General features: G+C 65.5%; 20 protein-coding genes. 11 read left to right on the top strand and 9 right to left on the bottom strand.

All coding sequences use genetic code 11. From position 1 onward, the window contains the following. Positions 1-35 precede the first annotated feature (35 nt). Entirely contained in the window at positions 36-764 is a 729-nt protein-coding gene (locus tag ACFDR9_RS07810; RefSeq protein WP_409030633.1) for an SOS response-associated peptidase, read from the top strand. Positions 765-927: 163 nt separating this feature from the next. Here the strand turns inward: ACFDR9_RS07810 and ACFDR9_RS07805 are convergent, their stop codons facing one another. Further along, the gene (locus ACFDR9_RS07805) at positions 928-1,176 is read right to left on the bottom strand and encodes a hypothetical protein (protein WP_017875182.1); all 249 of its coding nucleotides are present in this window, start codon (positions 1,174-1,176) and stop codon (positions 928-930) included. A gap of 82 nt (positions 1,177-1,258) precedes the next feature. After that, complete coding sequence (locus ACFDR9_RS07800; protein WP_409030632.1) at positions 1,259-1,564, bottom strand: hypothetical protein; 306 nt, start codon at positions 1,562-1,564, stop codon at positions 1,259-1,261. A gap of 150 nt (positions 1,565-1,714) precedes the next feature. Between ACFDR9_RS07800 and ACFDR9_RS07795 the strand changes: the two genes are divergently transcribed. Then, positions 1,715-2,572 carry an MBL fold metallo-hydrolase gene (locus tag ACFDR9_RS07795; protein ID WP_409030631.1) on the top strand — a complete coding sequence of 286 codons (858 nt, stop codon included), beginning with the start codon at positions 1,715-1,717 and terminating at the stop codon, positions 2,570-2,572. Positions 2,573-2,638: 66 nt separating this feature from the next. Here the strand turns inward: ACFDR9_RS07795 and ACFDR9_RS07790 are convergent, their stop codons facing one another. Then, entirely contained in the window at positions 2,639-4,096 is a 1,458-nt protein-coding gene (locus ACFDR9_RS07790; protein WP_409030630.1) for a M20/M25/M40 family metallo-hydrolase, read from the bottom strand. Between the two features lie 178 nt (positions 4,097-4,274). Between ACFDR9_RS07790 and ACFDR9_RS07785 the strand changes: the two genes are divergently transcribed. The 8 genes from ACFDR9_RS07785 to ACFDR9_RS07750 all read left to right on the top strand — a co-directional run bounded on the left by ACFDR9_RS07785 (position 4,275) and on the right by ACFDR9_RS07750 (position 13,781). After that, entirely contained in the window at positions 4,275-4,808 is a 534-nt protein-coding gene (locus tag ACFDR9_RS07785) for a GNAT family N-acetyltransferase (RefSeq protein ID WP_409030629.1), read from the top strand. A 112-nt stretch (positions 4,809-4,920) separates the two neighbouring features. Next, complete coding sequence (locus tag ACFDR9_RS07780; protein ID WP_409030628.1) at positions 4,921-5,433, top strand: glycine zipper 2TM domain-containing protein; 513 nt, start codon at positions 4,921-4,923, stop codon at positions 5,431-5,433. A gap of 191 nt (positions 5,434-5,624) precedes the next feature. Then, a complete protein-coding gene (locus ACFDR9_RS07775; protein ID WP_409030627.1) occupies positions 5,625-6,608 on the top strand; it encodes a serine/threonine-protein kinase in 984 nt (327 codons plus the stop codon). Then, positions 6,605-8,971, top strand: a complete 2,367-nt coding sequence (locus tag ACFDR9_RS07770) for an FtsW/RodA/SpoVE family cell cycle protein (RefSeq protein WP_409030626.1) — start codon at positions 6,605-6,607, stop codon at positions 8,969-8,971. Before ACFDR9_RS07775 ends, ACFDR9_RS07770 begins: the two co-directional genes overlap by 4 nt. Beyond that, complete coding sequence (locus tag ACFDR9_RS07765; protein WP_409030625.1) at positions 8,941-10,497, top strand: hypothetical protein; 1,557 nt, start codon at positions 8,941-8,943, stop codon at positions 10,495-10,497. Before ACFDR9_RS07770 ends, ACFDR9_RS07765 begins: the two co-directional genes overlap by 31 nt. 20 nt (positions 10,498-10,517) lie before the next feature. Beyond that, positions 10,518-10,973, top strand: coding sequence for an SH3 domain-containing protein (locus ACFDR9_RS07760; protein ID WP_409030624.1), 456 nt, complete (start codon positions 10,518-10,520; stop codon positions 10,971-10,973). A gap of 122 nt (positions 10,974-11,095) precedes the next feature. Next, a complete protein-coding gene (locus ACFDR9_RS07755; RefSeq protein ID WP_026132511.1) occupies positions 11,096-12,085 on the top strand; it encodes a PP2C family serine/threonine-protein phosphatase in 990 nt (329 codons plus the stop codon). A 199-nt stretch (positions 12,086-12,284) separates the two neighbouring features. Continuing rightward, the gene (locus ACFDR9_RS07750) at positions 12,285-13,781 is read left to right on the top strand and encodes an FHA domain-containing protein (RefSeq protein WP_409030623.1); all 1,497 of its coding nucleotides are present in this window, start codon (positions 12,285-12,287) and stop codon (positions 13,779-13,781) included. 209 nt (positions 13,782-13,990) lie between these two features. On the opposite strand, the gene ACFDR9_RS07745 is transcribed toward ACFDR9_RS07750, so the two are convergent. From ACFDR9_RS07745 to ACFDR9_RS07725, 5 genes are all read right to left on the bottom strand, one after another. After that, the gene (locus ACFDR9_RS07745) at positions 13,991-14,818 is read right to left on the bottom strand and encodes an ABC transporter permease subunit (protein ID WP_409030622.1); all 828 of its coding nucleotides are present in this window, start codon (positions 14,816-14,818) and stop codon (positions 13,991-13,993) included. Then, positions 14,815-15,609, bottom strand: coding sequence for a taurine ABC transporter ATP-binding protein (locus ACFDR9_RS07740; protein WP_409030621.1), 795 nt, complete (start codon positions 15,607-15,609; stop codon positions 14,815-14,817). Before ACFDR9_RS07740 ends, ACFDR9_RS07745 begins: the two co-directional genes overlap by 4 nt. Positions 15,610-15,619: 10 nt before the next feature. Beyond that, positions 15,620-16,621 carry a taurine ABC transporter substrate-binding protein gene (tauA, locus tag ACFDR9_RS07735; RefSeq protein ID WP_409030620.1) on the bottom strand — a complete coding sequence of 334 codons (1,002 nt, stop codon included), beginning with the start codon at positions 16,619-16,621 and terminating at the stop codon, positions 15,620-15,622. A gap of 267 nt (positions 16,622-16,888) precedes the next feature. After that, complete coding sequence (locus ACFDR9_RS07730) at positions 16,889-17,416, bottom strand: GNAT family N-acetyltransferase (RefSeq protein ID WP_409030619.1); 528 nt, start codon at positions 17,414-17,416, stop codon at positions 16,889-16,891. A 33-nt stretch (positions 17,417-17,449) separates the two neighbouring features. Next, complete coding sequence (locus ACFDR9_RS07725) at positions 17,450-18,256, bottom strand: lipid II flippase Amj family protein (protein ID WP_409030618.1); 807 nt, start codon at positions 18,254-18,256, stop codon at positions 17,450-17,452. A gap of 219 nt (positions 18,257-18,475) precedes the next feature. Between ACFDR9_RS07725 and ACFDR9_RS07720 the strand changes: the two genes are divergently transcribed. Next, the gene (locus ACFDR9_RS07720) at positions 18,476-19,225 is read left to right on the top strand and encodes a hypothetical protein (RefSeq protein WP_409030617.1); all 750 of its coding nucleotides are present in this window, start codon (positions 18,476-18,478) and stop codon (positions 19,223-19,225) included. Positions 19,226-19,609: 384 nt separating this feature from the next. Here ACFDR9_RS07720 and ACFDR9_RS07715 read toward each other — a convergent pair whose 3' ends face one another. After that, positions 19,610-21,883, bottom strand: coding sequence for a hypothetical protein (locus tag ACFDR9_RS07715; RefSeq protein ID WP_409030616.1), 2,274 nt, complete (start codon positions 21,881-21,883; stop codon positions 19,610-19,612). Between the last annotated feature and the right edge of the window lie 203 nt (positions 21,884-22,086).

Here is a 22,086-nt window from a genome sequence, read left to right as displayed (position 1 = left end):
CACTAAGCGACATTAGACAAAAGAGGACAGAGCATATGTGCGGACGATTCGACCAGAACCAGACCGCCGCCAGCCACGTGAGCGCCTTCGGTTGGACCGACGCGCTGTTCGACAGCGCGGCCGCGCCCAGCTACAACGTCGCGCCCAGCTACAACGTCGCGCCCGGCAGCTACCGCCCGGTGCTGCACATCGCCGACGGCCGGCGCCGCGTCGACGACCTGCACTGGGGTTACCGCTCGCCGTGGGGCGGCGCCAAGGGGCTGGGCATCGCCTCGTGCGCGCGGCAGGAAAAAATCCGCAACGGCTACTGGGGCGCGCTGCTGAAAAACGGCCGCGGCATCGTCGCCGTCGACGGCTGGTACGAGTGGACCGGGCCGAAATCGCAGCGCCAGCCGTGGCATATCCACCGCCACGACGGCGGCCCGGTGTTCCTGGCGGTGCTGGCCAACTTCGGCCCCTACCACGAGCACAAGGCCGAAGCCGGTTTCGCGCTGGTGACGGCCGACGCCGAGGGCGGCATGGTCGACGTGCACGACCGCCGCCCGGTCGCGTTGGACCCGGCCGACGCGGCGCGCTGGCTCGACCCGGCGCTGGCGCCCGAGCAGGCCGAGCACCTGCTGCGCACGGCGGCGTTGGGACCGGACGCGTTCGCCTGGTTTCCGGTCGGCGCGGCCGTCAACCGGGCCGCCAGCGAGGGGCCGCAACTGGCCCGCGAGCAGCCCGCAGTGGCGCCGGAGCAGCCGGCGCAGGGCCAGTTGTGCTAACTAAACGAGGCCGCTGCGCAGGTCCGCAGACGCTACCGGTCAGGCGGCCAAGATCTGCAACAACATGCTGCTCGGCGCCCCGGGCGCAACTGGGCGCTGGAATTGTACAAGCCGTGGCCCGGCGTGCTGGATGCTTCGCCGGCACCTCTCGGTCCGCGCCGCGTCAGGCCAAGCGCACCAAGGGGTTGGCGATGATGTTGTCGATCTGGCGGATGGCCTCGTCGCAGGCGGCGGCGATGGCATCGTCCTCGCTCTCGCGCACGAATTGCATGGTCGCGCCCTCGAACACCTCGACGCCGTCGGCGCCGGCGCGCTCGATGTCGCAGCTAGCGCTCCACTGCCGCTCGCCGGCCGGCAGCGCCAGCGGCACGATTTCCCATCCCTTGTAATGAATCTTCGAACCGCCATCCATGGTCGCCTCCTTGTGAATAACGGAAATCCTAGCACGAAGCCCGCCGCGGCGTGCTTCGTTATCGCCGAAAGGGCTAAACGGTTTATTTTTGCTCAAGCGCGAGCAGGTTGTCGACCTCGATCTTGGCCACCTCCCAGCCCGCCAGGCGCGCCACCTCGGGCGCCGGATAGCCGCCCAGCGTCTGGCTGCGCGTGATGTCGCCGGCCGCCCGCGCCGCCGCGTCCAGGCCATCCCGTACAATGCGGTATTCGAAGTCCCACAGATCGTCGCGGTCTTTGACCGGCGTGACGGAAATCGTGAAGCCGCGGTATTCATTCTGTTCCACGGCCCGTTGTGCGGCGTTGTCCTGCCGGTTGTCCTGCGCGTTGTCCGGTTGTGCTGCGTTCATGGGCATCTCCTTGGTGAGCTCGCAGCCTAACACCGGGCGCCGCTAGCGGGCGCACAGCAGGGACGCCATATGCGCTTTCCGCATAACGGCGCGCGGCATGCGTGTATTTACAACTATAATGCTGACAACATTTCAGATCGACCATCCGCCATGAAGCCACAAATACAAGCGTTTTTCGACCCCGCCACCTCCACCGTCAGCTATGTCGTCTACGAGGCCGACGGCCTCGATTGCGCGGTCATCGATTCGGTGCTCGACTACGAGCCGAAGTCGGGCCGCACCGCCACCGTCTCGGCCGACAAGGTGGTCGCCTTCGTGCGCGAGCACGGCCTGGTTTGCCGCTGGCTGCTGGAAACCCACGCCCACGCCGACCATTTGTCGGCCGCGCCCTATCTGCGGCAACAGCTGGGCGGGCGCATCGGCATCGGCGCGGCGATCCGCACCGTGCAGCGGGCCTTCGCGGCGGTCTTCAACCAACGGCCGGCGCTGCTGGACGGCTCCCAGTTCGACCACCTGTTCGAGGCCGGCGAGGTGTTCCAGATCGGCCGCCTGGAGGCGCGCGCGCTGCACGTTCCCGGCCACACCCCGGCCGACATGGCCTACCAGATCGGCGACGCCGTCTTCATCGGCGACACCCTGTTCATGCCCGACGTCGGCACGGCGCGCTGCGACTTCCCCGGCGGCAGCGCCAGCGCGCTGTACCAGTCGGTGCAGACCCTGCTGGCGATGGCGCCGGAGACGCGCCTGTTCATGTGCCACGACTATCCGCCGGCCGGGCGCGCGCCGCGCTGGGAGGTGACGGTGGCCGAGCAGCGCGCCGGCAACATCCACATCCGCGACGGCGTCAGCGAACAACAGTTCGTCGACATGCGCAGCCGCCGCGACGCCACGCTGGAGATGCCGACGCTGATCCTGCCGGCGATCCAGGTCAACATCAACGCCGGCCAGTTGCCGGCGGCCGAAGAAAACGGCGTGCGCTACCTGAAGATCCCGCTGAACGCGATCTGACGCCGAGCCGCCGCCGACGCCAGTCGGGTTACGCCGCTCCGGCTAACCCGACCTACCAAACCTCCCCTACTCCACCTGCGCCGGCGCGCGCCCGATCGGCTGCTCCATATTCGCCAGGAACCAGGTCAGCGAACTTATCACCGCGACGTGGCGGCGCACATTCTCCGGCGCCACCTTGTCGAGCGTGTCGGCGGCCGTGTGGTGGTAATGGAAATAGTCGTGGGTATCGACCAGCGGCTCGAAACTCGGCACCCCGCCGCTCTCCAGCATGTGCAGGTCGCCCGTCTCGAGCGCGTCGCGGCGCGTGAAGGCGTGCGCGCCGATCGGCGTCAGCGCCGCGCGCAGCGGCGCGAACAGCTTCTCGGCCCGCGGCCCGACGCTGGCCAAAATCCCGAACGGGCGGCCGCCGCCGGAATCGCTCTCGATGGCGGCCACATGGCGCTCCAGCTGCGCCTTGTTGGCATCGAAATAGGCGCGTCCGCCGCGCCCGCCGTTCTCCTCGTTCATCCAGGCGATCATACGGATGGTGCGGCGCGGCTGCAGCTTGAGCCGGTGCAGCGTTTCCAGCACCGCCATCGCGCCGGCCACGCCGACGGCGTCGTCGTGGGCGCCGGTGGCCAGGTCCCAGGAGTCGAGATGGCCGGAGACGATCACCACCTCGTCGGCCTTGTCGCTGCCCGGCAGGTCGGCGATGACGTTGAAGCTGTCGGCGTCCGGCAGGATCTGCGGCGTCAGCGTCAGGTGCATGCTCAGCGGGCCGCGCGCGGCCAGGCGGCCCATCAGCAGCGCGTCCTCCACCGTGACGGCGGCGGCCGGAATGCGCAAGCCGTCGTCCAACATGGTCGCGCCGGCGTGGGCGATGCGATAGTCGGCGCCGCCGACCGAGCGCACCAGCGCCGCCACCGCGCCCAACTCCGCGGCCGCCTTCGGCCCGGCGAAGCGCACCCGCGCGCCCTGGCCGTAGGCCGGGCCGGCCAGGCCGCGGTCGGCCATCTGCTGGTCGAACGGCACGTCGAGCAGCACGATGCGCCCCTTCACCTCGGCCGCGCGCGCCTTTAGCTCGTCCATGCTACGCACGATCAGCAGCGGCGCGGTCAGGCCCGCGGCCGGCGTGGCACCCGAGCCGCCCAGCGCCGTCAGCACCACCCGCTGGCTGACGCCGGCCGGACGGCCCGCGTACTCGACCAGTTCGGCGCTCTCGGCGCCGCGCACCCAGTGCGGCACCTTGACCGGCTGCAGCGTCACCTTCGCGCCCAGCTTGCGCATGGCCGCGGCAACCTGCTCGACGGCCGCGGCGGCGCCGGCCGAACCGCTCAGGCGCGGCCCGATCAGGTCGGTCATGTCGGCCAAACGCTGGTAGGCCCAGTCGCTCTGCATCGCGCTGTCGCGGATCTGCGCCAGCGTGGCGGCGTCGTTGCCAGGCATGGGTGTGGGCGTGGCCGCGGCGGCGCCGGCGCTGAACAGACAGGCGACGAGGACGCTCAACAGGTGGCGGCGCGGGATGAAATGGAAAACGGCTGGCATGCGGGTCCTCGGGAAGTGGCATTGACGGAAATGACTGGCACCCTGGCGCTGGGCGAGGGATCGCAAACAATAGCGCATTTAGCAAGTTTGCGCAGCAGTTTTTGGCGCCGCGCCACGGCGTTTGCATTGCTATTTTTATTCGACTAACATGAGGGCCGAACCGCGTTTGAAAGCCCCCATGCTAAAAGGCCCCCGTTGCACCGTGCGCCACGTGTTGAGCGCCGACCTGAACGTCTTCATCGCCCTGACCAACGACCTTGCCTCGCGCGGCGAGTACTTTTCGTCGCAGTTCAAGTCGCCCGAGGCGATGCGCCGCGACTTCATGCTGAACGGCTTCGTCACTGAGGAAAGGGAGATGTTCGTCATCGAGGACAATCTGCACCACATCGTCGGCGCCATCCTGCATTTCGAGGGACGCACCCCGCAGTGCCGCGAAATCGGCTACCGCCTGTTCACGCCTAGCCTGGCTGGGCACGGTTACACCACCGAGGCCACCCGGCTGCTGGTCGACCACCTGTTCAAGGCCTACCAGTACCACCGCCTGGAGCTGATGATGGACCCGCTCAACCTGGCCTCGGAACGGGTCGCGCAAAAGTGCGGCTTCATCGAGGAGGGCACGCTGCGGCAGACGTTTTTCGTCAACGGCACGATGCGCGACGCCAAGCTGTACAGCCTGCTGCGTCCGGAGTGGCGCGGCGGCGCCGCCTTGTAAGCGCGGCATGCCACTTGTAAGGAGTTGTATAAGGCGTGGTTTTTTCGGGGCGGCACGTTATAGTGAACCCATACGGAGATCATTCAGGTCACACCGAAGTGAAGGAAACGCCATGTTGAACAAAATTATTCTGAGCGCGGTCGTGCTGGTCGCGGCCACCGTCTCTTCGGCGGCCGTCGCTGGCGACCGTCAATTTAACACCGTGGCGGGTGCTGCCGTTGGCGCGGCCATCGGCCATAACACCGGCGGACGCGACGGCGCCATCGTCGGCGGCGTGCTCGGCGCGGTCGTCGGCAACAGCATTGGCGGCGGCCACCGTTCGTCGAACTACAACGGCGGCTACTACGAGACCCGCGCCTACCAGCCGGCGCCGGTGTACTACGAGCGCCCTGCCCCGGTGTACTACGAGCCCCCCGCCGCGGTGTACTACGAGCGTCCGGCCCCGGTATATTACGAGCGTCCGGCAGCGGTCTACTACGAGCCGGCGCCACGTTATTACAGCCCGCCCGCCGTGGTCTACGTTGAACAGCGCGGCTACGACCGCGGCTACTACCGTGGTCATGGCCACGGCCACGGCCGCGACTGGGACGACCGCGGTGACCGCCACTACGGCCACAACCGCTGACCCCGCGAGAGCGCGCCCGCAATTCCGCTGCAACCTTGATATATTCAAAACCAACGGCGTAACCCTGGGGTCAGGCCTTAAAATCTGACCCCGGCTTTTTGTCTTTGCTTTTTTGACCACGCTGTCTCTTTCCCCCTCCCCCGACTAATTCCGCATGACGGCGACCGCCGTCGTCGCGACACGGGGGAAGCATGTTGGCAGCGGGCGCAATCATAACACTGGAACGCGGGCATTACCGCCTGCGCGAACAGATCGCCAGCTCCGCCTATGGCGTCGTCTGGCGCGCCAGCGGTCCGCATGGCCTGCGCGAGGTCGCCCTCAAACTGGTCAACCAGCCGCAGATGGCGCTGGCCCAGCCGCGCCAGCGCGTCCGCTGGGTCGCCAGCGCCGCCAATGAAATCGCCTTTCTGCAGTCGCTGCAAGCATGGGACCAGCGCCACATCGTACGCCTGCTCGACAGCGGCAGCCACCAGGGCTTGCCGGTGCTGGCGCTGGAACTGCTCGACGGCGACCTCGGCCAGCACGTCGCCGGCCTGAAAAGCGCCGGCCACGCCGTTCCCTTCGCGCGCCTGCTCGACTGGACCGGCCAGCTCAACCAGGCGCTGGCCAAGGTGCACCAGTACGGCTGGCGCTACCTCGACCTGAAACCGGCCAACGTGCTGCTCGACGCCCGTCAACACAGCGTCAAGCTGGCCGACTTCGGCACCAACCGCGCGGCAGCCGAGGCGGCGCCGCAGACCTACGCCGGCACCGCCAGCTGGCAGGCGCCGGAGCAGTTCTTCCCGCAGGCCGGCGGCGGCTACGCCAGCGACGCCCGCAGCGACTACTTCGCGCTGGGCGCGCTGTTCTACTTCCTCGCCACCGGCGGCACCCCTCTGCGCTTTTGCGACGCCTGCGGCCAGGCCTACCGCGACCACCAGGCCGGTGGCGCCGCGCTATTGCTGCGCCACGGCGGCGGCGCCATGCCGGCCACGCTGGAGCCGGTTGAGGAGGCGCTGTTCAGCCGCCGCGTGGCACTGGCGGCTGGCGCCGCCTGCGCCCGCGCCGCACTGGCCATGCTGCGGGCGCTGCTCGACGCGGCCCCCGCCGGGAGGCCGGACAACGCGCTGCAAATCAGCCGCATGCTGGCGGCCGTGCGCGCCGGCCTGCCCACGGCCACGTCGGGGCCGGCATGATCGCGTTGCGGCCAACGCCGCGCGCCGCCACCGCCTGCGCGCTAGCCTTGCTGTTGCTGCTGCAGGCCTGGAGCCTGTGGCGCGCGCCCGACGCCTGGTTCCCGGCGCGCATCACGGTCAGCCTGGACGCCGGCGGCAGCGTCGCGCTGGGCCGCCACGAGCTGGCGGCGGCGCAGGCCGACCATAACCATATCGCGCTGCGGCGCGACGGCGCCGGCGCCTGGTGGTTGCGCAACCTGAGCGCCGCCAAACAGGTGGTGCTGCACAGCGCGGCCGGCGAGCGGCGCATGGGCAGCGCCAGCCTGGCGGCGCGCCAGGCCTTCCAGATCGGCGCCGCCCGCTTCGAGGTTGAGGACGCCGACGCCGCCAGCGTCGGCTTCGCCCGCGACGGCCACCACTGGCGCTACGACGGCGCGGTGCTGTACCGCGACGGCCAGGCGCAGGCGCCCTGCGCCGACGCCCGCCTCGGCGCGCGCGCGCTGGCGCTGTGGAACCGCGCCCTGCCGGCGATACTGACGATAGGCCGGCCGCTGACCTTCGGCGGCAACGTCCACTGCGCCAACCGGCTCGGCCTGGCCGACGTCACGCCCGGCGCGGCCTGGCTGGCGCGCATCGACGGCCGCCTGCAACTGGCGGCCGGCAACCCGGACGGCGAACGCGCCGCGCTGACCCTGTCGGCGCACGGCCTCGACACCGACCTGCGCCGCCAGGAACTGCCGCTGGACGGCGTGCAGGCCATCGTCGTCGGCCACACCCGCTTCCAGCTCGGCGCCGCCGACGGGCAATTGCAGTTGCTGCCAAGCCGGCGCGTGACCCTGTTCAGCGCACCGGGCCTGCAGCTGCCGCCATCGCTGACCTGGCAATGGCAGCGGCGCGCGCTGTGGAGCGGCGCCGCCGCGACGCCGCTGTGGTGCGCCCTGGCGCTGGCGCTGGCGGCGCTGCTGGCGGCCACGTTGCGGCCGCAGCCGCCGGCGCGGTCATGGCGCGCCGACGCGCTGGCGTGCGCCGCGGTACTGCTCGGCGGCGTCGCCGCGCTGGCGCTACAGCGCGCCGGCCACGCCCCCGCCGCGGCCCAGTCGATGGCGCTGGCCGGCGCCGCGCTGTGGCTATGGCTGGCCCTGCCGGGACGCCTCACGCTGGCGGGCGCCGCCGCCGTGCTGCTGCTGGCGGCCGGCCTGCTGGCGCAACTCGAACTCGGCCTGGGCGGCATGGAAACCTCGTGGCTGCGCTATTACCAGAAAAGCGCCGCCCTGCTGGCCATCGGCGCCGGCCTGGGCGGCGCCTGGCGCTTGTGCGGCCCGCGCCGCACGGGCGTACCCAGCCAGCGCGGCGTCGAAGCGGTACTGGCCGCGCTGGCGGCGCTGGCCTTGCTCGCGCTGGCCATGCAGGTGCTGTGGGGCGACGAAACCGGCGTCTTCGACCTGCAACCGGTGGAACTGGCCAAGCTGGCCCTGACCGCCCTGAGCGCGCACTGCCTGGCGCTGCGCCTGGGCTGGCATGGCGACGACCACCACCGGGACAGCCGCGCCGCGCGCTGGCTGCGCCTGATCGCGCCGGCGCTGCTGTTCCTGGCCCTGCTGGGCGTGGCGCTGGTCCAGGTCGACGACTACTCGCCGCTGATCCTGCTGCTGGTCTGGGGCACCGCGATGGCGTTCGCCTACGCGCTGGCGGCGCGCAACCGCGCCCTGGCGGCGGCGTTGGCCCTGCTGGTGCTGCTGGCGGCCGGCGCCATCGCCGGCATGCACGGCGGCGCCGACCCGGGCGAGGCGGCGCCGGCCGGCGACTTCTACGCCGACCGCTTCCAGGCCTGGCTGGCGCCGGCGCTGCATCCCCACACCGGCCAGCAACTGCTGCTGGGCGCGCGCGCCATCGGCGACGGCGGCTGGTGGGGCGCCGACGCCAAGCTGGGCCTGGCCGGCCTGGGCCAGGGCGCCGGCGCCGCGCTGCTGATCCCGGCGGTGCAGGACGACTTCGCGCCGGCCTTTTTCCTGAACCGCCACGGCCTGGTCGGCGCCCTGCTGCTATGGGCGTTGCAAGCGGCCTTCATCGTCGGCCTGCTGCGCACGGCGCTGCGCGGCCACGCCGCCGGCGCCGCCGCGCGCGACCACCGCCACGCCTGGCTGGGCCGCTTCCGCTACTTCACCCTGTGCGGCGGCGCCGCCTTCGTGCTGGGCCACCTGCTGCTGTCCTGGGGCACCAACCTGGCGATCCTGCCGATCATGGGGCAGCCGATGAGCTTCCTGTCCGCCGGCGGCAGCCACCTGCTGTTTTTCCTGTGCCCCCTGCTAGCGTTCAGCGCGGCCAGCGCATTATCTTTAGAGGAGAATCCATCATGCCGATCTACGTCCAGCACGAAGTCATAGGCAAAGTCCCCGACGTGTTCAACGGCGAGGCGATCTGGCAGGCGCCCGGCCTGGCGTTGTTCGCCCGCCGTCCGCTGCTGCGCGACCTGCTCGAACGCAGCCCGCGCGAACACAAGGGCCGCGCCGCCACGCGCTGCTTCTCGCACGTGACGCTGATGCTGCCGCAGGAGGAGGTCGAGGACGACTACCACCTGACCCGCGGCGCCAAGACGCGCGAACTGGCGCAGACCCTGACGGCGCTGCACCAGAAGGATTTCGGCGACCTGCTCGGCGCCGACCAGGTACGCTACGACGTCGTCGGCGCCGAGGCCCTGCGCGCCGGCCAGGTCGAAGTGCGCTTCGGCCACGCCGTCTACCTGCCGGCGGCCGACGAAAAAATCCTGTACAACGTCAGCGTCTCGCGCGACAGCGCGGTGTGGCAGCCGGTTTGCCCGATCTACCCGAACCAGCGCCTGGCGCTGATCGGCGGCGACGGCGGCCACGCCAGCTTCGCCGCCGCCGGCTGGCCGTTCGGCGAGGACGGCGCCGTGCTGCTCATCAACGACGGCCCGGACGCGCCGCTGGAGGTGCAAATGCGCCCGAAGGACGCCTTCGAGTGCCGCTTCGACGCCGCCCGCGGCCACTACACCATCAGCTCGAAACGCGAGGCCGGCGCGCGCCTGCTGCTGAAAATCGCCCGGGTCGGCGCGCCGCGGGTGATGCCACACTCGGCGGTCGTCGCGCCCGTGCCGCTGGCGCCCAAGGCCGTCAAGCCCGCCGTGTGGCAGCCGCGCCCGTCGGCGCACCCGGCCGCGCCGGGGCTGGAACCGACCGCGCTGCCGCTGAGCCACCGCCCGCAGGCGCGCGCCGCCGAGAGCGACGCCACCTATGCGCCGCTGGCGCAGCAACGCGTCAGCGTGGTGGCGCTGGCGCTGCCGCGCCTGAGCCGCTACCGCGACAGCGGTGCCAGCGCGCTGGAAATCCCGTTTGACGGCGCGCTGGCGCTCACCGGCGGCGCCGAGCCGGCCATCTGCTTCAGCGTCAACGCAGCCGACGAACTGTACGCCAGCACCGCAGCCGGCCGTCAGCGCATCAGCGCGCCGGCCAGCTTCACCCCGGTCGACGCCCGCGCGATCAACCTGCTGGCGGTCGGCCCGGAACTGGCCGACCGCTACTGCGCCACGCTCAGCCTGGCCCAGCCGGTGGGCCTGGCGGTGGCCGGCGGCGCCCGCTTCGTGTTCGGCCGCAACGCGCCGGCGCTGGCGGCGCTGCGCCTGCTCGACGGGCCGCGCTTCCTGCAATGCGGCGACGGCGCCGACGGCGCCAGCGCCGACCGCATCGGCCTGTCGCGCAACGCCTTCAGCTTCGAGGCTACGCCGCAGGGCTTCCACATCGGCCGCATCGCGCCGGCGCAGGCGCTTTACCACCTCGACGAGGAGCTGCGCTTCGTCGCCAGGATAGGCGACGCCGGCGCCGACGCGCCCTACCTGCTGCCGCCCGGCCACCACCTGGTGGCCGGCCACTACGTGCTGCGCTTTGACGTTTAGACGGCGCGCCGGGAGCTTGCATGCAACCAGATACCCTGTATCGCCTCGCCGCCTATGCCGCGGGGCTGTGCCTGACACTGATCCTGGCGGCGTGGCTGACGCCGCGGCGCTGGTGGCGCCGCCCGACCGCGCGCGCGTTGCTGCTGCTGGCCGGCGGCACCTGGGGTCTGGGCAGCCTGATGTTGCCGCTGTTTCCGGTTACGGTTACGGCGCCGGGCGGATCGCCGTCGGTTAATCCGGCCGCGGCGCCGGTCGCCAGCCAGGCCTACCGCGCCCACCAGGACTTGAACCTGCGCGCCGGCGCCGGCGTGAACTCAGCGCGCATCGCCACCATTCCGGCTGGCGCCGCGCTGACGCCGACCGGCGTGCGCGACGGCGACTGGTGGCAGGTCAGCGTCAATGTCGACGGCCACGCCAGCGTCGGTTGGGCCAGCAGCCTGTGGCTGCGCCGCGCCGCCGAGGCGCCGGCTCCGTAATTCATTCAAACCAACGGCGCGCGTTGACCAGGGCGCTGCGACGACAATATTTCCGCGGCCGCAAGCCATTTTTCGGCTAAGCTATATCAGATGATTAACGCGACAATATTTCGCCCCCCAACATGCCTTTGACAGACACGCTCGACTTCGGACCCGGCCTGGACGTGGCGGCGCGCAGCTGCGCCGGCGCCGGCCCGCCGCCGCTGCCGGAAAACCAAGACAATTTGCTGCTGATCGACGGCAACGGCCGCGCCGCGTTCCTGCTCGACCAGCGCCAGCAGAACCGGCAAGTGTCCGGCTGGCCGGCCGGACAGGTGCGCATCGCCGTGCTCGACGGCATGGGCGGCCACGGCCACGGGCGCCAGGCCGCCGAAGCGGTGGTGCAAGGCCTGTTGCTGGTGCCGGCTTGCGCCACGCTGGAACAACTGGCCGAGCGGCTCGACGCGCTGCACCAGACGCTGCAGGCGCGCTTCGCCGCGATGGACGGCGCCCAGGCCAAGCGCCCCGGCACCACGCTGACGCTGCTGGAACTGCGGCCCGGCCAGGCGCCGCTGCTGTACCACGTGGGCGACTCGCGCCTGTATGAAATCACCGCGCGCCAGGCCACGCCGCTGACGATCGACCATGTGCCGGCCACCACCTTCGCGCTGCACGGCCTGCTCGGCGAGGCCGAATGGTGGCAGCAGGTGCATGGCGAGCACCGCCCGCAAATCTCGCAGGCTTTCATCCTCGGCAACGCCATCAGCGACCCGCAGGTGCTGGCCGGCCCGCTGTACGCGCTGGCGGACGCCAACCTGCCGCCGTTCCTGCGGCAACTGGGCGACCGCCGCGCCCTGACTGTGCGCGCGGACGCGCTCTACCTGCTCGCCAGCGACGGTTTTTGGGCCTGCGCCCGGCCCGACCGCTGGGTCGCGCGCTGGCCGGCGCTGCTGGCCGGACTGGACGCCGCCGGCGCGCTCGACGCGCTGTTCGACAGTTTCCTCGACAACCCGCCGGCCGGCCTGCACGTCGATAACCTGAGCGCGCTGGCGCTGCGCTTCCGCCCGCAGCGGCCCGCGCGCAATCTTGATGAAACGGCACTACCGGGAGAGGCCCGCCCGCGCGCCACCTAGCACGACAGTTGCGCAACTGTTGCGTTGCTGGCGCGGCCACGATCTGGCGCAAAAATATCCGTTTCTATTGTCGAGAAAGTTGCCACGGGCCACCAAAAGCGCGTAAGCTCTGGTTTACCTTGTCCAGCCAAGCGCCTCCGTCACCCCCGCCATGAAAAAATGTTGTAACCCGGATCACCCGCACTGTACGCTATGGGTAATGCCTGGGGAAAACACTTGCGCCAGCGGCCACGCGCAAACCGCGCCGCCGCCGTCGAGCTACGAGCTGCTGCGCACGCTGCGCGGCGCACGCGGCGGCGTTCCCGCGCCCGCGCCGAGCGGCCCGGCGGCAGCGACGCCCCCCGCCCTCGCCGCCGGCCGCGCGCCGGCGCCGTTCAAGGAACTCAACCACGCCCATCTGCACATCAGCGGCTTCGACCCGCGCGCCGCGGGCGGCCGCCAGACCCTGAAAATGGAATTGCGCGGCATGCCGGCGAACTGCCCGCCGCAGATCACCATGCAATTGCAGTCGGACCTGATCACCCACGGCGCGGCGCGCCAGCAGTTCGTGCGCACCACGCGCGGCGACTGGCGCCCGGTGTTCGTCGAATTCTCGTCGCGCAACAAGGAGCACGGCCAGTACCAGATCGAGGTCGAAGTGCTCAGTCCGCCCTCCGACGCCGCCGCGCAGGCGCAGAAATGGGTGTGCACCTTCGTCATCCTGGTGCCGCGGCGCGACGCCACGCTGACCGAAATCCACCAGATTTTCCTGAGTACGCATAAAAACGTGCGCGTGATGGCCGACGACGCCTCGATCGCCAGGGTCAGCGCGCCGGCCGGCGGCGGCTACGACCTCGACGTCACGGCGCGCAACGCCGGTATCGCCCACGTCGACCTGAGCGCGCCGCAGGGCAAGATCGACATGGGCTTCACCACCATCGCGTGGGACGAGGAACTGATTGAAATCGATATGCCGGGCGCCAGCCGGGCGCACCCGCACCCGAGCCGCGCCGCCTGCCTGGTCAACGCCGCGCCGGAAGCCGGCGCGCAGCGGCAGATCCGCCTGTTCGCGCTGGACGAATGCGTGCTGGGCCGCTTCGAACTGGTCGACCCGGAGTCCGACGTCTTGTTGAGCCATTTCGGCGACGACGGCCAGGACAACAGCGGCCTGACGCGGCGCCTGTCCGGTCGCCACGCGGCCATCCGGCGTTGCAACAACGGGTTTGAAATCGAGGACGTGTCGCGCTACGGCATCCTGCTCGACGGCGTATGGCCGGGCAAGCACAAGCCGACGCCGCTACGCCTGGGCATGCGCATCGAACTAAGCGCCAGCATCAAGGGCATCGTCGTGCTGTCGGTCAGCGCCATCATGCCGCACGGCGTCATCCTGCACCGCATCGACCAGGGCGCGCAGGCCGAATGCTTCTACCTGCTGGCGCCGGACCGCCATCCTGGCTATCCGCTGCCGGCCTTCGCCGCCGCGCCGAACGCGGCCGCGCTGCCGCTGCTGTTCCACCACGACGGCGGCTTCTGGCACCTCGACCAACTGACCGGCAAGGAAACCGCGCTCGGACCCAACACCACGCTCGACAAACTGAGCCGCGTCGCCAAGCACAACCGCTTCGCCAGCGAACCATATCCGGAATGCTGGATCATCCGCACCGGCGCCAGCGACCTGCACAGCACCATCACCGCGCAAGCGCTATCCACCGCCTGAGCCGGTATGGGTGGGGTTGTCGCGGCGCCCTACGAGATTACCTGCCTAACGCGGCACCAGCACGAAGAAAATCAATGACAAGCCCGCCAGCATGATGGCCTCCAGCGTAAACACGATTGCCGGAATCCTCAGATTCTTGGGAATTTTCATGGCCGCCTCCCGCGACGATTGCTCTATCTGTTAGTGCGCGCCGGGGCGGAAAAGTTCGCTCAGGCCAGCCCGGCCCACGGCACGCAGGCGCGTTGCAGGCGCCGCAACAACCAGTCGAAACTGAAAGCGATGACGGCGATGACCAGAATGCCCATCACCACCACGTCCGTGACCAGGAATTGCGCCGCCGACTGGATCATGAAGCCGAGGCCGCGGGTGGCGGCGATCAGCTCGGCCGCGACCAGGGTCGACCAGCCGACCCCGACGCCGATGCGCACGCCGGTCAGAATGTCCGGCGCGGCCGACGGCAGCACCACGAAACGCACCAGTTGCCAGCGCGTCGCGCCCAGCGCCATGGCGGCGCGCAGACGGCTCTGCTCGACGCGGCGCACACCCTCTACGGTGGCGATCGCCAGCGGCGCGAAAATCGCCAGGTAAATCAACAGCACCTTGGACAGCTCGCCAATGCCGCACCAGATGACGATCAGCGGCAGGTAGGCCAGCGGCGGAATTGGCCGGTAAAACTCGATCAAGGGGTCGAACACCGCGCCGACCCGCGCGCTGGAACCGATCAGCACGCCCAGCGGCACCGCCGTCGCCACCGCCAGCAGCAAAGCGGCGGTTACGCGCGCCAGGCTGGTCAGCGTGTGCTGCCACAACGTGGCGTCGACAAAACCGTCGCTGGCGACCGCGCGCAGCGCCGCCACCACGTCGGCCGGCCCCGGCAGGAACAAGGCCGGCACCGCGCCAAAGGCCGTCACGGCCCACCACAGCGCGAACAGGGCCAGCACGGTCAGCGCGGTGATGCCGCGCTCGGACAGGCGCCACGAACGCCGCGGCGGCGCGGCCTCGTCCGCGTGGCCAAAAATAGAATTTAACTCGCTCATGCCGCCAACTCCTCGTGGTAAGCGTCCTCGTTACCCAACAGCTCGTGCAAAATCGCCTCGCGCAGCTCGACGAAACGGCGGTCCGACTTGATGCTGCGCGCCGGTTCGCCCGCCACGAAGCGGGCGCCGAAATCGAGCCGACGAATACTCTCCACCCGCCCCGGCCTGGCCCGCAACAGCACCAGGTCGGTGGCCAGGAACAGCGCCTCCTCGACGCTGTGCGTAATCATGAACAGCCCCTTGCCGGAAGCCTGCCAGACCCGCAACAGGTGTTCCTGCATCCGCTCGCGGGTAAGCGCGTCGAGCGCGCCGAGCGGCTCGTCGAGCAGCAAAAAGCGCGGATCGACCGCCAAGGCGCGCGCCAGGCCGACGCGCTGGCGCATGCCGCCCGAGATCTTCCAGATCGGATAGTCGGCGTAGCGCTCCAAACCGGTCAGCAGCAGATACTCGCGCGCCTTCGCTTCGCGCTGCGGCTTCGGCACGCCCGCCAGGCGCAGGCCGAAGGCGACGTTCTCCAGCACGCTCTGCCAAGGCAGCAGGGCGTCGTCCTGGAACACTACGCCACGGTCGGCGCCCGGCCCGGCGATGGCGCGGCCGTCGATGGCGACGCTGCCGGCGGACGGCGCGACGAAGCCGGCGATCAGGTTCAGCAGCGTGGTCTTGCCGCAGCCGGAGGCGCCGATGACGACGTTGAAACTGCCGTCCTGCAAATCGAGTGAAATATCGCGCAGTACCTCGACGGCGCAACCGGCGGCCTCGAACGTGACGCCAACCTTGTGCAAGCGGATCATCGCGCCGCCCTTAGCGTGCCGAGGCCAGCTTGGCGAAACGCGGCGTGACGAAGGCCTGGTAGCTGGCCAGCATCTTGTCGGCCCTCTTCTGCTCCTTCAAGAACAGCGACGTGTCCGACAGCGTGCGCACCGTGCCGCCGCCCAGCAGCCTGGCCGAAGCCTGCTCGTCGAGCGTGGGGAACTGGCTGCCGGCCAGCAGCAGCGGAATGTCGGCCTTGCTGGCGCCGGTCAGGCGCGCGATCTTCTCGGCCTGGGCTGAATCGGCGCCCCAGCTCTTGCCGTTCTTGCGGTACTCGGCGTAAGCCTTGCCGGTGACGCGCACGAAGGCCGTGACGAAATCAGGATGCTCGGCGGCGAAGTCCTTGCGCACGATCCAGGCGTCGAAGGTCGGCGCGCCCCACTTCGCCACCTCGGCCGAGTCGGTCAGCACCTTACCGCTCTCCTTGGCCTTGCCCAGCGCCGGGTCCCAGACATAGGCGGCGTCGATATCGCCGCGCTGCCAGGCGGCGGCGATCTCGGTAGGCCGCAGGTTCAGAATCTGCACCGACTTCGGATCGATCTTCCAGTGCTTGAGCGCCGCCAGCAGGCTGGAATGGGTGGTCGAGACGAACGGCACCGCGATCTTCTTGCCGACCAGGTCCTGGGCCTTGGTGATGCCGCTGCCGTCGCGCACCACCAGCGCCTCGGCGTCGCCGATTTCGGCGGCGATGAAAATGGTCTCGATCGGCAAACCCTTGGTGGCCGCGGCCGCCAGCGGGCTGCTACCGACATAGCCGATGTGGATATCGCCGGAGGCCACGGCGGTGATCACATCGCCGCCGCTGGCGAACTTCTTCCAGTTGATCTTCCAGCCGCTGGCCTTCTCATACTCGCCGTCGGCCTGCGCCACCTTGGCCGGCTCGACCACCGTTTGAAACGCGATGTTAACCTCGCGGTCGGCGGCGAACACCGGTCCGGCCAGCGCGGCGGCGGCCGCCAGCGCCAATACGCTCTTCAAAAAAATTCTCTTCATGGTGCGCCCTCACAGTGCGTTACAGTCTTTGGCGGCGCGTCCGACTGGACCGCGCAACCCCGAACTCAAACTGTAATCACCGCGCGGCACAAACCAAACGACTCATTTCGACCAACGATATCTGATTTGCGCATTCAGACGGTAATGCCGCCAAATCAAGGATTTCGTAGGTCGAGTTAGCCGGAACGGCGTAACCCGACTGGCGTCGCCAGCGGCCAGGCGTCGGCTTACGCTAAGCGAATCCAACCTCCGGCAGCGGCACTACGTTCAACCGCCCATGCTCTTTTCTAGCACCTCGATCGTCAAACCGTCGCGCAAAGGCACGCCGACGCCGGCGGCCAGCGGAAAGGCCGACACGTCGCCGGTTTTCCGGTAGCCGCGGCGCAGATAAAACGCCAACAGCTCCTCCCTGGCCGAGACCACCACCATGCGCGTCGAGACGGCGCCGAACGCGCTGCGGGCGAACTCCTCCGCGCGCGCCAGCATGCACTTGCCGGCACCGGCCGTCTGCAACGCCGGGTCCACCGCCAGCATGCCGATGTAACTGCTGTCGCCCTCCTTTTCCACATGGACGCAAGCCACCAGGCGCCCGTCGGCAAACCCCAGCAGCAGCGCCGACTGCTGCTGGTCGAGCATCGCGGCGACCCTGGCCGCGTCGATGCGCTCCCCCGCCACCAGATCGGACTCGTGGGTCCAGCCTGCCGCGCCGGCGGGCGGACGGTAGGCCAGGTTGACCAGGCGGGCAACGTCGGCCACATCGGCGGCGGCGGCGTGGCGGAAAGTATCAATTTTCATCTGTGTCCTATCGTTTGTATTGAGTGGCGGCGCTCACAGCGCCCGTGCGACATAGACGATCAAAAACGCGGACGGAACCAGCAAGACCTGCGCCAGAAGCGTGCCTGCGAGGCGGCTGCCGACCAGCCAAACCACCGCCTTGCGGAACTGCGACTCGCTGACCCTGCCCTCCACCACATCGTCGGTCATGCCGGACATGTGCGGATCGATGAAGATGGCCATCGCGATGGTGGCGCCGCCGTTGATGATCGACGACAGCGTGCTCGAAGTCACGCGCACGTCCGGGTCGAGCACGCCGGCATACAGCGCGGCAAACAAGCCAACCGTCCACAGCGCGACGGCGCCGATGTTGAGCAGGCTAATACGCAGCGACACGCCGTAACCCTTGTGCAGCGTGGTGACGTTGGCGGCGGCCGGCAGGCTGGCCGAGTCCTTCACATACGACAGCCCGCCCTTGAAGAAACCATGCAGTATCAACTTGGGCACCGAGCGGTGCACTTGGAAGTGCAGCACGGCGCGGCAAAACACGCGTTGGAACGTCGGAATCAGCAGCGCGCCAACCACGGTGGCGACACTGGCCGACAGCAGCAGCCAGCGGAAGTCCGACAACAGCGCGCCGGCGGCGTCGAGGCCCGGCAGGTTCGACTCCACCCGCTTCGCCAGCAAAGGGCTGAGAAAGGAATTCGAGGTGCGCGACACCAGCACCAAGATGCTGAACAGCGCGAACGACACCGCGATGCGCCGGGTGCGTACGCCGGCAATACGCACCGAATAGGCAAGCGTGCCGATGATATGGATGACAAAGGTGAGGAAGCAAACAAAAAGCAACTGCTTATCCATCGGTAGACGCTTTCAAGACAGGTACGGATGGCGAATGCGCCACATGATACAACAAATCAATTGCAATATAGTTAGCATCAGTTCTCCCGTGCGAAAACACGATTACAATTGACCCTGCCCCATCTTGTTCTAGAACAATAAAACAGAAAGTTAATTTTAATACATTCACTTTAATTTCCCGTAAAATTAATTCTTTAAGTTAATTTACGGACAATAAAAATGAAATATGCAAATGCAACATTGGCCACTTCCTTGCTATCGATCTTACTGGCCGGTTGCGGCGGCGACGGCGGCGACTCTGTGGCAAGCGCAGAAGGCGTGTATGAAGGAACCATCGACAACGCCGCCGTTCACTATACGGTCGTGTTGGAAAACCAGGAATTTTACACGCTGTTCGGCGCACCACTCGTTGGTGGCGGCCTGGCGGTCGGCGGCTTCATTCAAGGCAGCGGCAAGGTCGACAACGGCAACCTGACCTCGACCAATCTAAAAGAGTTCGTTGCGGACGGCACCGTCCTCTCAGGCATCCTCAACACCAAATATGTGTCGAAGACCAGTTTGAACGGCACCGTAACGGAAGGCCCGATCGAATACAAATTTGTCGGCAGCACCACTTTATCGAATTCGAGCTATTCGTACGATACCGAGGCCAAGCTCGCCAATATCGCCGGGGCTTGGAGTCTGACCGACCTGCTGGGCAAGCCGGTTACGTTGACTGTCGCTGCGAACGGCGCCTTCACCGGCTCGTCCAACGGCTGCGCGTTTAGCGGCGCCATGAAGCCGCGCGCATCGGGAAAGAATATATTTGATTTCTCGCTGGCGTTTGGTGCCGCGCCCTGCAGCACGGCTGGACAGAGCGTTAGCGGCATTGCGGTGGAATATCCGCTTGCCAATGGCCGGCGCCAGTTGCTGGTCGCCGGCACGGACGCGTCGCGCAGCCACGGAACCGCTTTCCTCGGCATTCGCTAAGTAGAGTTTAAAAGGTAACTCTGTGGCAATTTAATTAATTGCGTTGCTGGTAGCAACAGGGTAAACGTTATCGTCCGAGAAATCGACGTTGTTACCTAAACGCTGCTTGCAACGATTGTGAGGCAATGCTGACTGTCTGCAAACGCCCCGTTGCAGACTTTTTACGGCAACACGTCGTCTCACGAACAATTTTTCAAAAGAGAAACGCGAAAACTACTCCCCTTGTGTGCGTTCAGTGCGATTGCAACTGCGTCCGCCTCGTCGCTCAAGAAAGCTTCCATAGCGCATCAAGGGCGCGTATCTTACTTTTTCAATCGCATCCGTTATAAAAATCTCACGACGCGAAAATGAGGGCAGGAGCTGTTTCTTGCAGTCAGTCAATGATTAGGGTATCGAACACGACTTTATGAAAGTGTCGAACGATCCGCGCGAAGTGGCCATTGCTGAATTTAGTTTCTCCAACGAAAGAGAAAGTCTGAATCGTCGTTGCGTGCCGCCCCCTCTATTTTCAATTTCAGATAATGCGCCGGCTTCAATTAAAAATGGCAATGTCCTATCAATGAAAGCTTGCCCTCGGTCGCCAAGTTTCATTTTTATTACCGATTCACTTATGTGTGTGCTCCTCATAAAATATCTGAGTAATTTGTCAACACTACCCAACTGATCGTCGAGCTCAGTTTCAACAATTTTTGTATCGAATAGATCATTTCCATTATTAAAAACAACTCCTAATGTCCGTAATTTTGAGATGATTGCAACAGGCTCCCAAATTTCAATCCCAGAATCGTCAAGCCGGAGAGAATCAATCTGACATTCATCAAATGTGACTTCAAAAAAAGAAGTAGATGGAAATACACGAAGCTGCCCGAAAATACAATGATTGAATGTGCAATTAGTAAATGAAGAATTTTCCAAATTATTTTGAGATATATAACAGTTAGCGAACACGATACCATTCAGCTTAAGATCGCGAAATACATCGATTGGCAACGCAATATTTTCTATATTTACACCACTGGCATCTGTGTCACTGAGAAGCCGCAAGATAAGAGCTCCACAATTCTCTTGGGTATATGATGCTTGGTTATCCAATCCGCCTATTTCAATTAATATTTTCGCAACAGCAATTTTATTGATATTGGCGTCTCGTTTAATTGCGCGCAACAACGATAGCAACGAATTCTCTGGAAGCACACCTTTTCGTAATGCGCTTAAGACTTCAATTTTCGCACGCTCGGACGGTGTTTTCAGAATATCGGCGAGTGCTTCACCAAGGAAAAATAATCTAAACTCATCATGATCAAATTCAACGGCATTCTGTGCATTCGGCGACCCAACAAGCAGGGCGTGCCCGCGCAGTCGTTCCCTGATCTGTTGCGATTGCTGGGCAGACTTTCGTTTTGTTTCGCAAAATAAATCAGACGAAAATTCGAGTAAATCTCGTTTTAGATAGTCAACACGTGCGTCCCACATTGCCAGCGCCACCTGGGCTAACAATTCAACATGCTCATCAACAGTTAATAACACTGTCCCCATCTCACCGGAACGATCAACCCACTTTTCGGTGGCTTCGCGCTCAATAATCCCACGCACAAAAACAGAAAAGAAATCAGCACCAGACACTTGAATCTGATCCAAAAACGTCTCTAGCGACTGACTTTTTACAGCTATATCCACAAGACGCTTCACAAGCACAGGCCGCGTTAGGAGTGAGTGGCCAGCTCCTAAGCGAACACGTACGCTATCATAAATCGACTCCGAAGATGCAATATTTCGCTTGCCGCAATACTCCAAGAATTCCTTCTTACCCCATCGACGCAATTCTAATTTCCCAAAGCCAACTGAATATCCATTGATTGTGTCATACAGTCGCTCTTGCGATTTTAAATTTTCGAACTCAAAGTAGGCTTTTCGCGCAGCAATCATAACTGCACCAGTGGAGTTAAGAGCTCCAACTAAAATTCCCATCGCAGAAAGGGCTTCTCCTGAGCTATTTTCGACAAACATTTCCTCAAATCCGTCGAACGCTGGAACGATTACGCCCATTCGCACTAATGCCAGAAACGAGTCATAGTAGAGAAAAGGGAAACGATATTTATTTTGAAGTACTCCCACAGTGATATCATCAAAGCGTAAAAAATGTCGCCCTCCCAAGGGAATAGGAACGAGAAGCCAATCAGCCTTATTCGCTAAGAAACGGGACGCCTGCTCTAACGCAAGTTCATTTATCAATGATGTTTTCCCTTCACCCGCGTCGCTCGTAACATATAATACTGTTGTTTCAAGTGGGCTTCGCTGATTGAGGACTTGAATAGTGGACGATAATGCATCGTCGGTTTCGAACGGGACCTCGTCCGGACGCGTCTCCAAGGATTGAAGTATATATGCAGCAGGTGATACAAAATGTTTAGTAGGTGATACGAGCTCCTTCATCCGTGACGCGAGCATCGTTAAGTTGGCGAGTCTTTTGACGATCCAAATTGATGCCGAGATTGGACCGCTACCGTCATCAACTTGCACGTCACCGAAGGATATCGTGACTGCAGCCTCAACTATTTGTCCGTTGACAGAAAACAGAACCTTCGGACCATCGACAAGCATTTCGGTGCCTGGATCAGCAAACGTCGCAATGATTTCTTTGAAAGTATCAATATGCATTTCGTTATAACTCCAATTCGACTAAACGGTTTGCCCCAATCGCTATTTTTTGCCGTTGATTGCTAAATTTAGGGTGGACGCGAGTTATTGCGGTCCCACGGAGTAAAATTGGTGACTGTTCAGCCGCTATGCGGCAAGCGGGATAGGATTACCGTTGAAGGCCCGGAGCAGAACCTCAAGCATGCCATGGCCTTGCTTGCGTA

The sequence above is a fragment of the Janthinobacterium sp. CG_23.3 genome (assembly GCF_046115965.1).
In the GTDB taxonomy this organism is placed as follows: Bacteria; Pseudomonadota; Gammaproteobacteria; order Burkholderiales; family Burkholderiaceae_D; genus Janthinobacterium.
The sequence above is the reverse complement of the archived record's forward strand: the minus strand, read 5'-3'. Positions and strand labels throughout refer to the sequence as shown.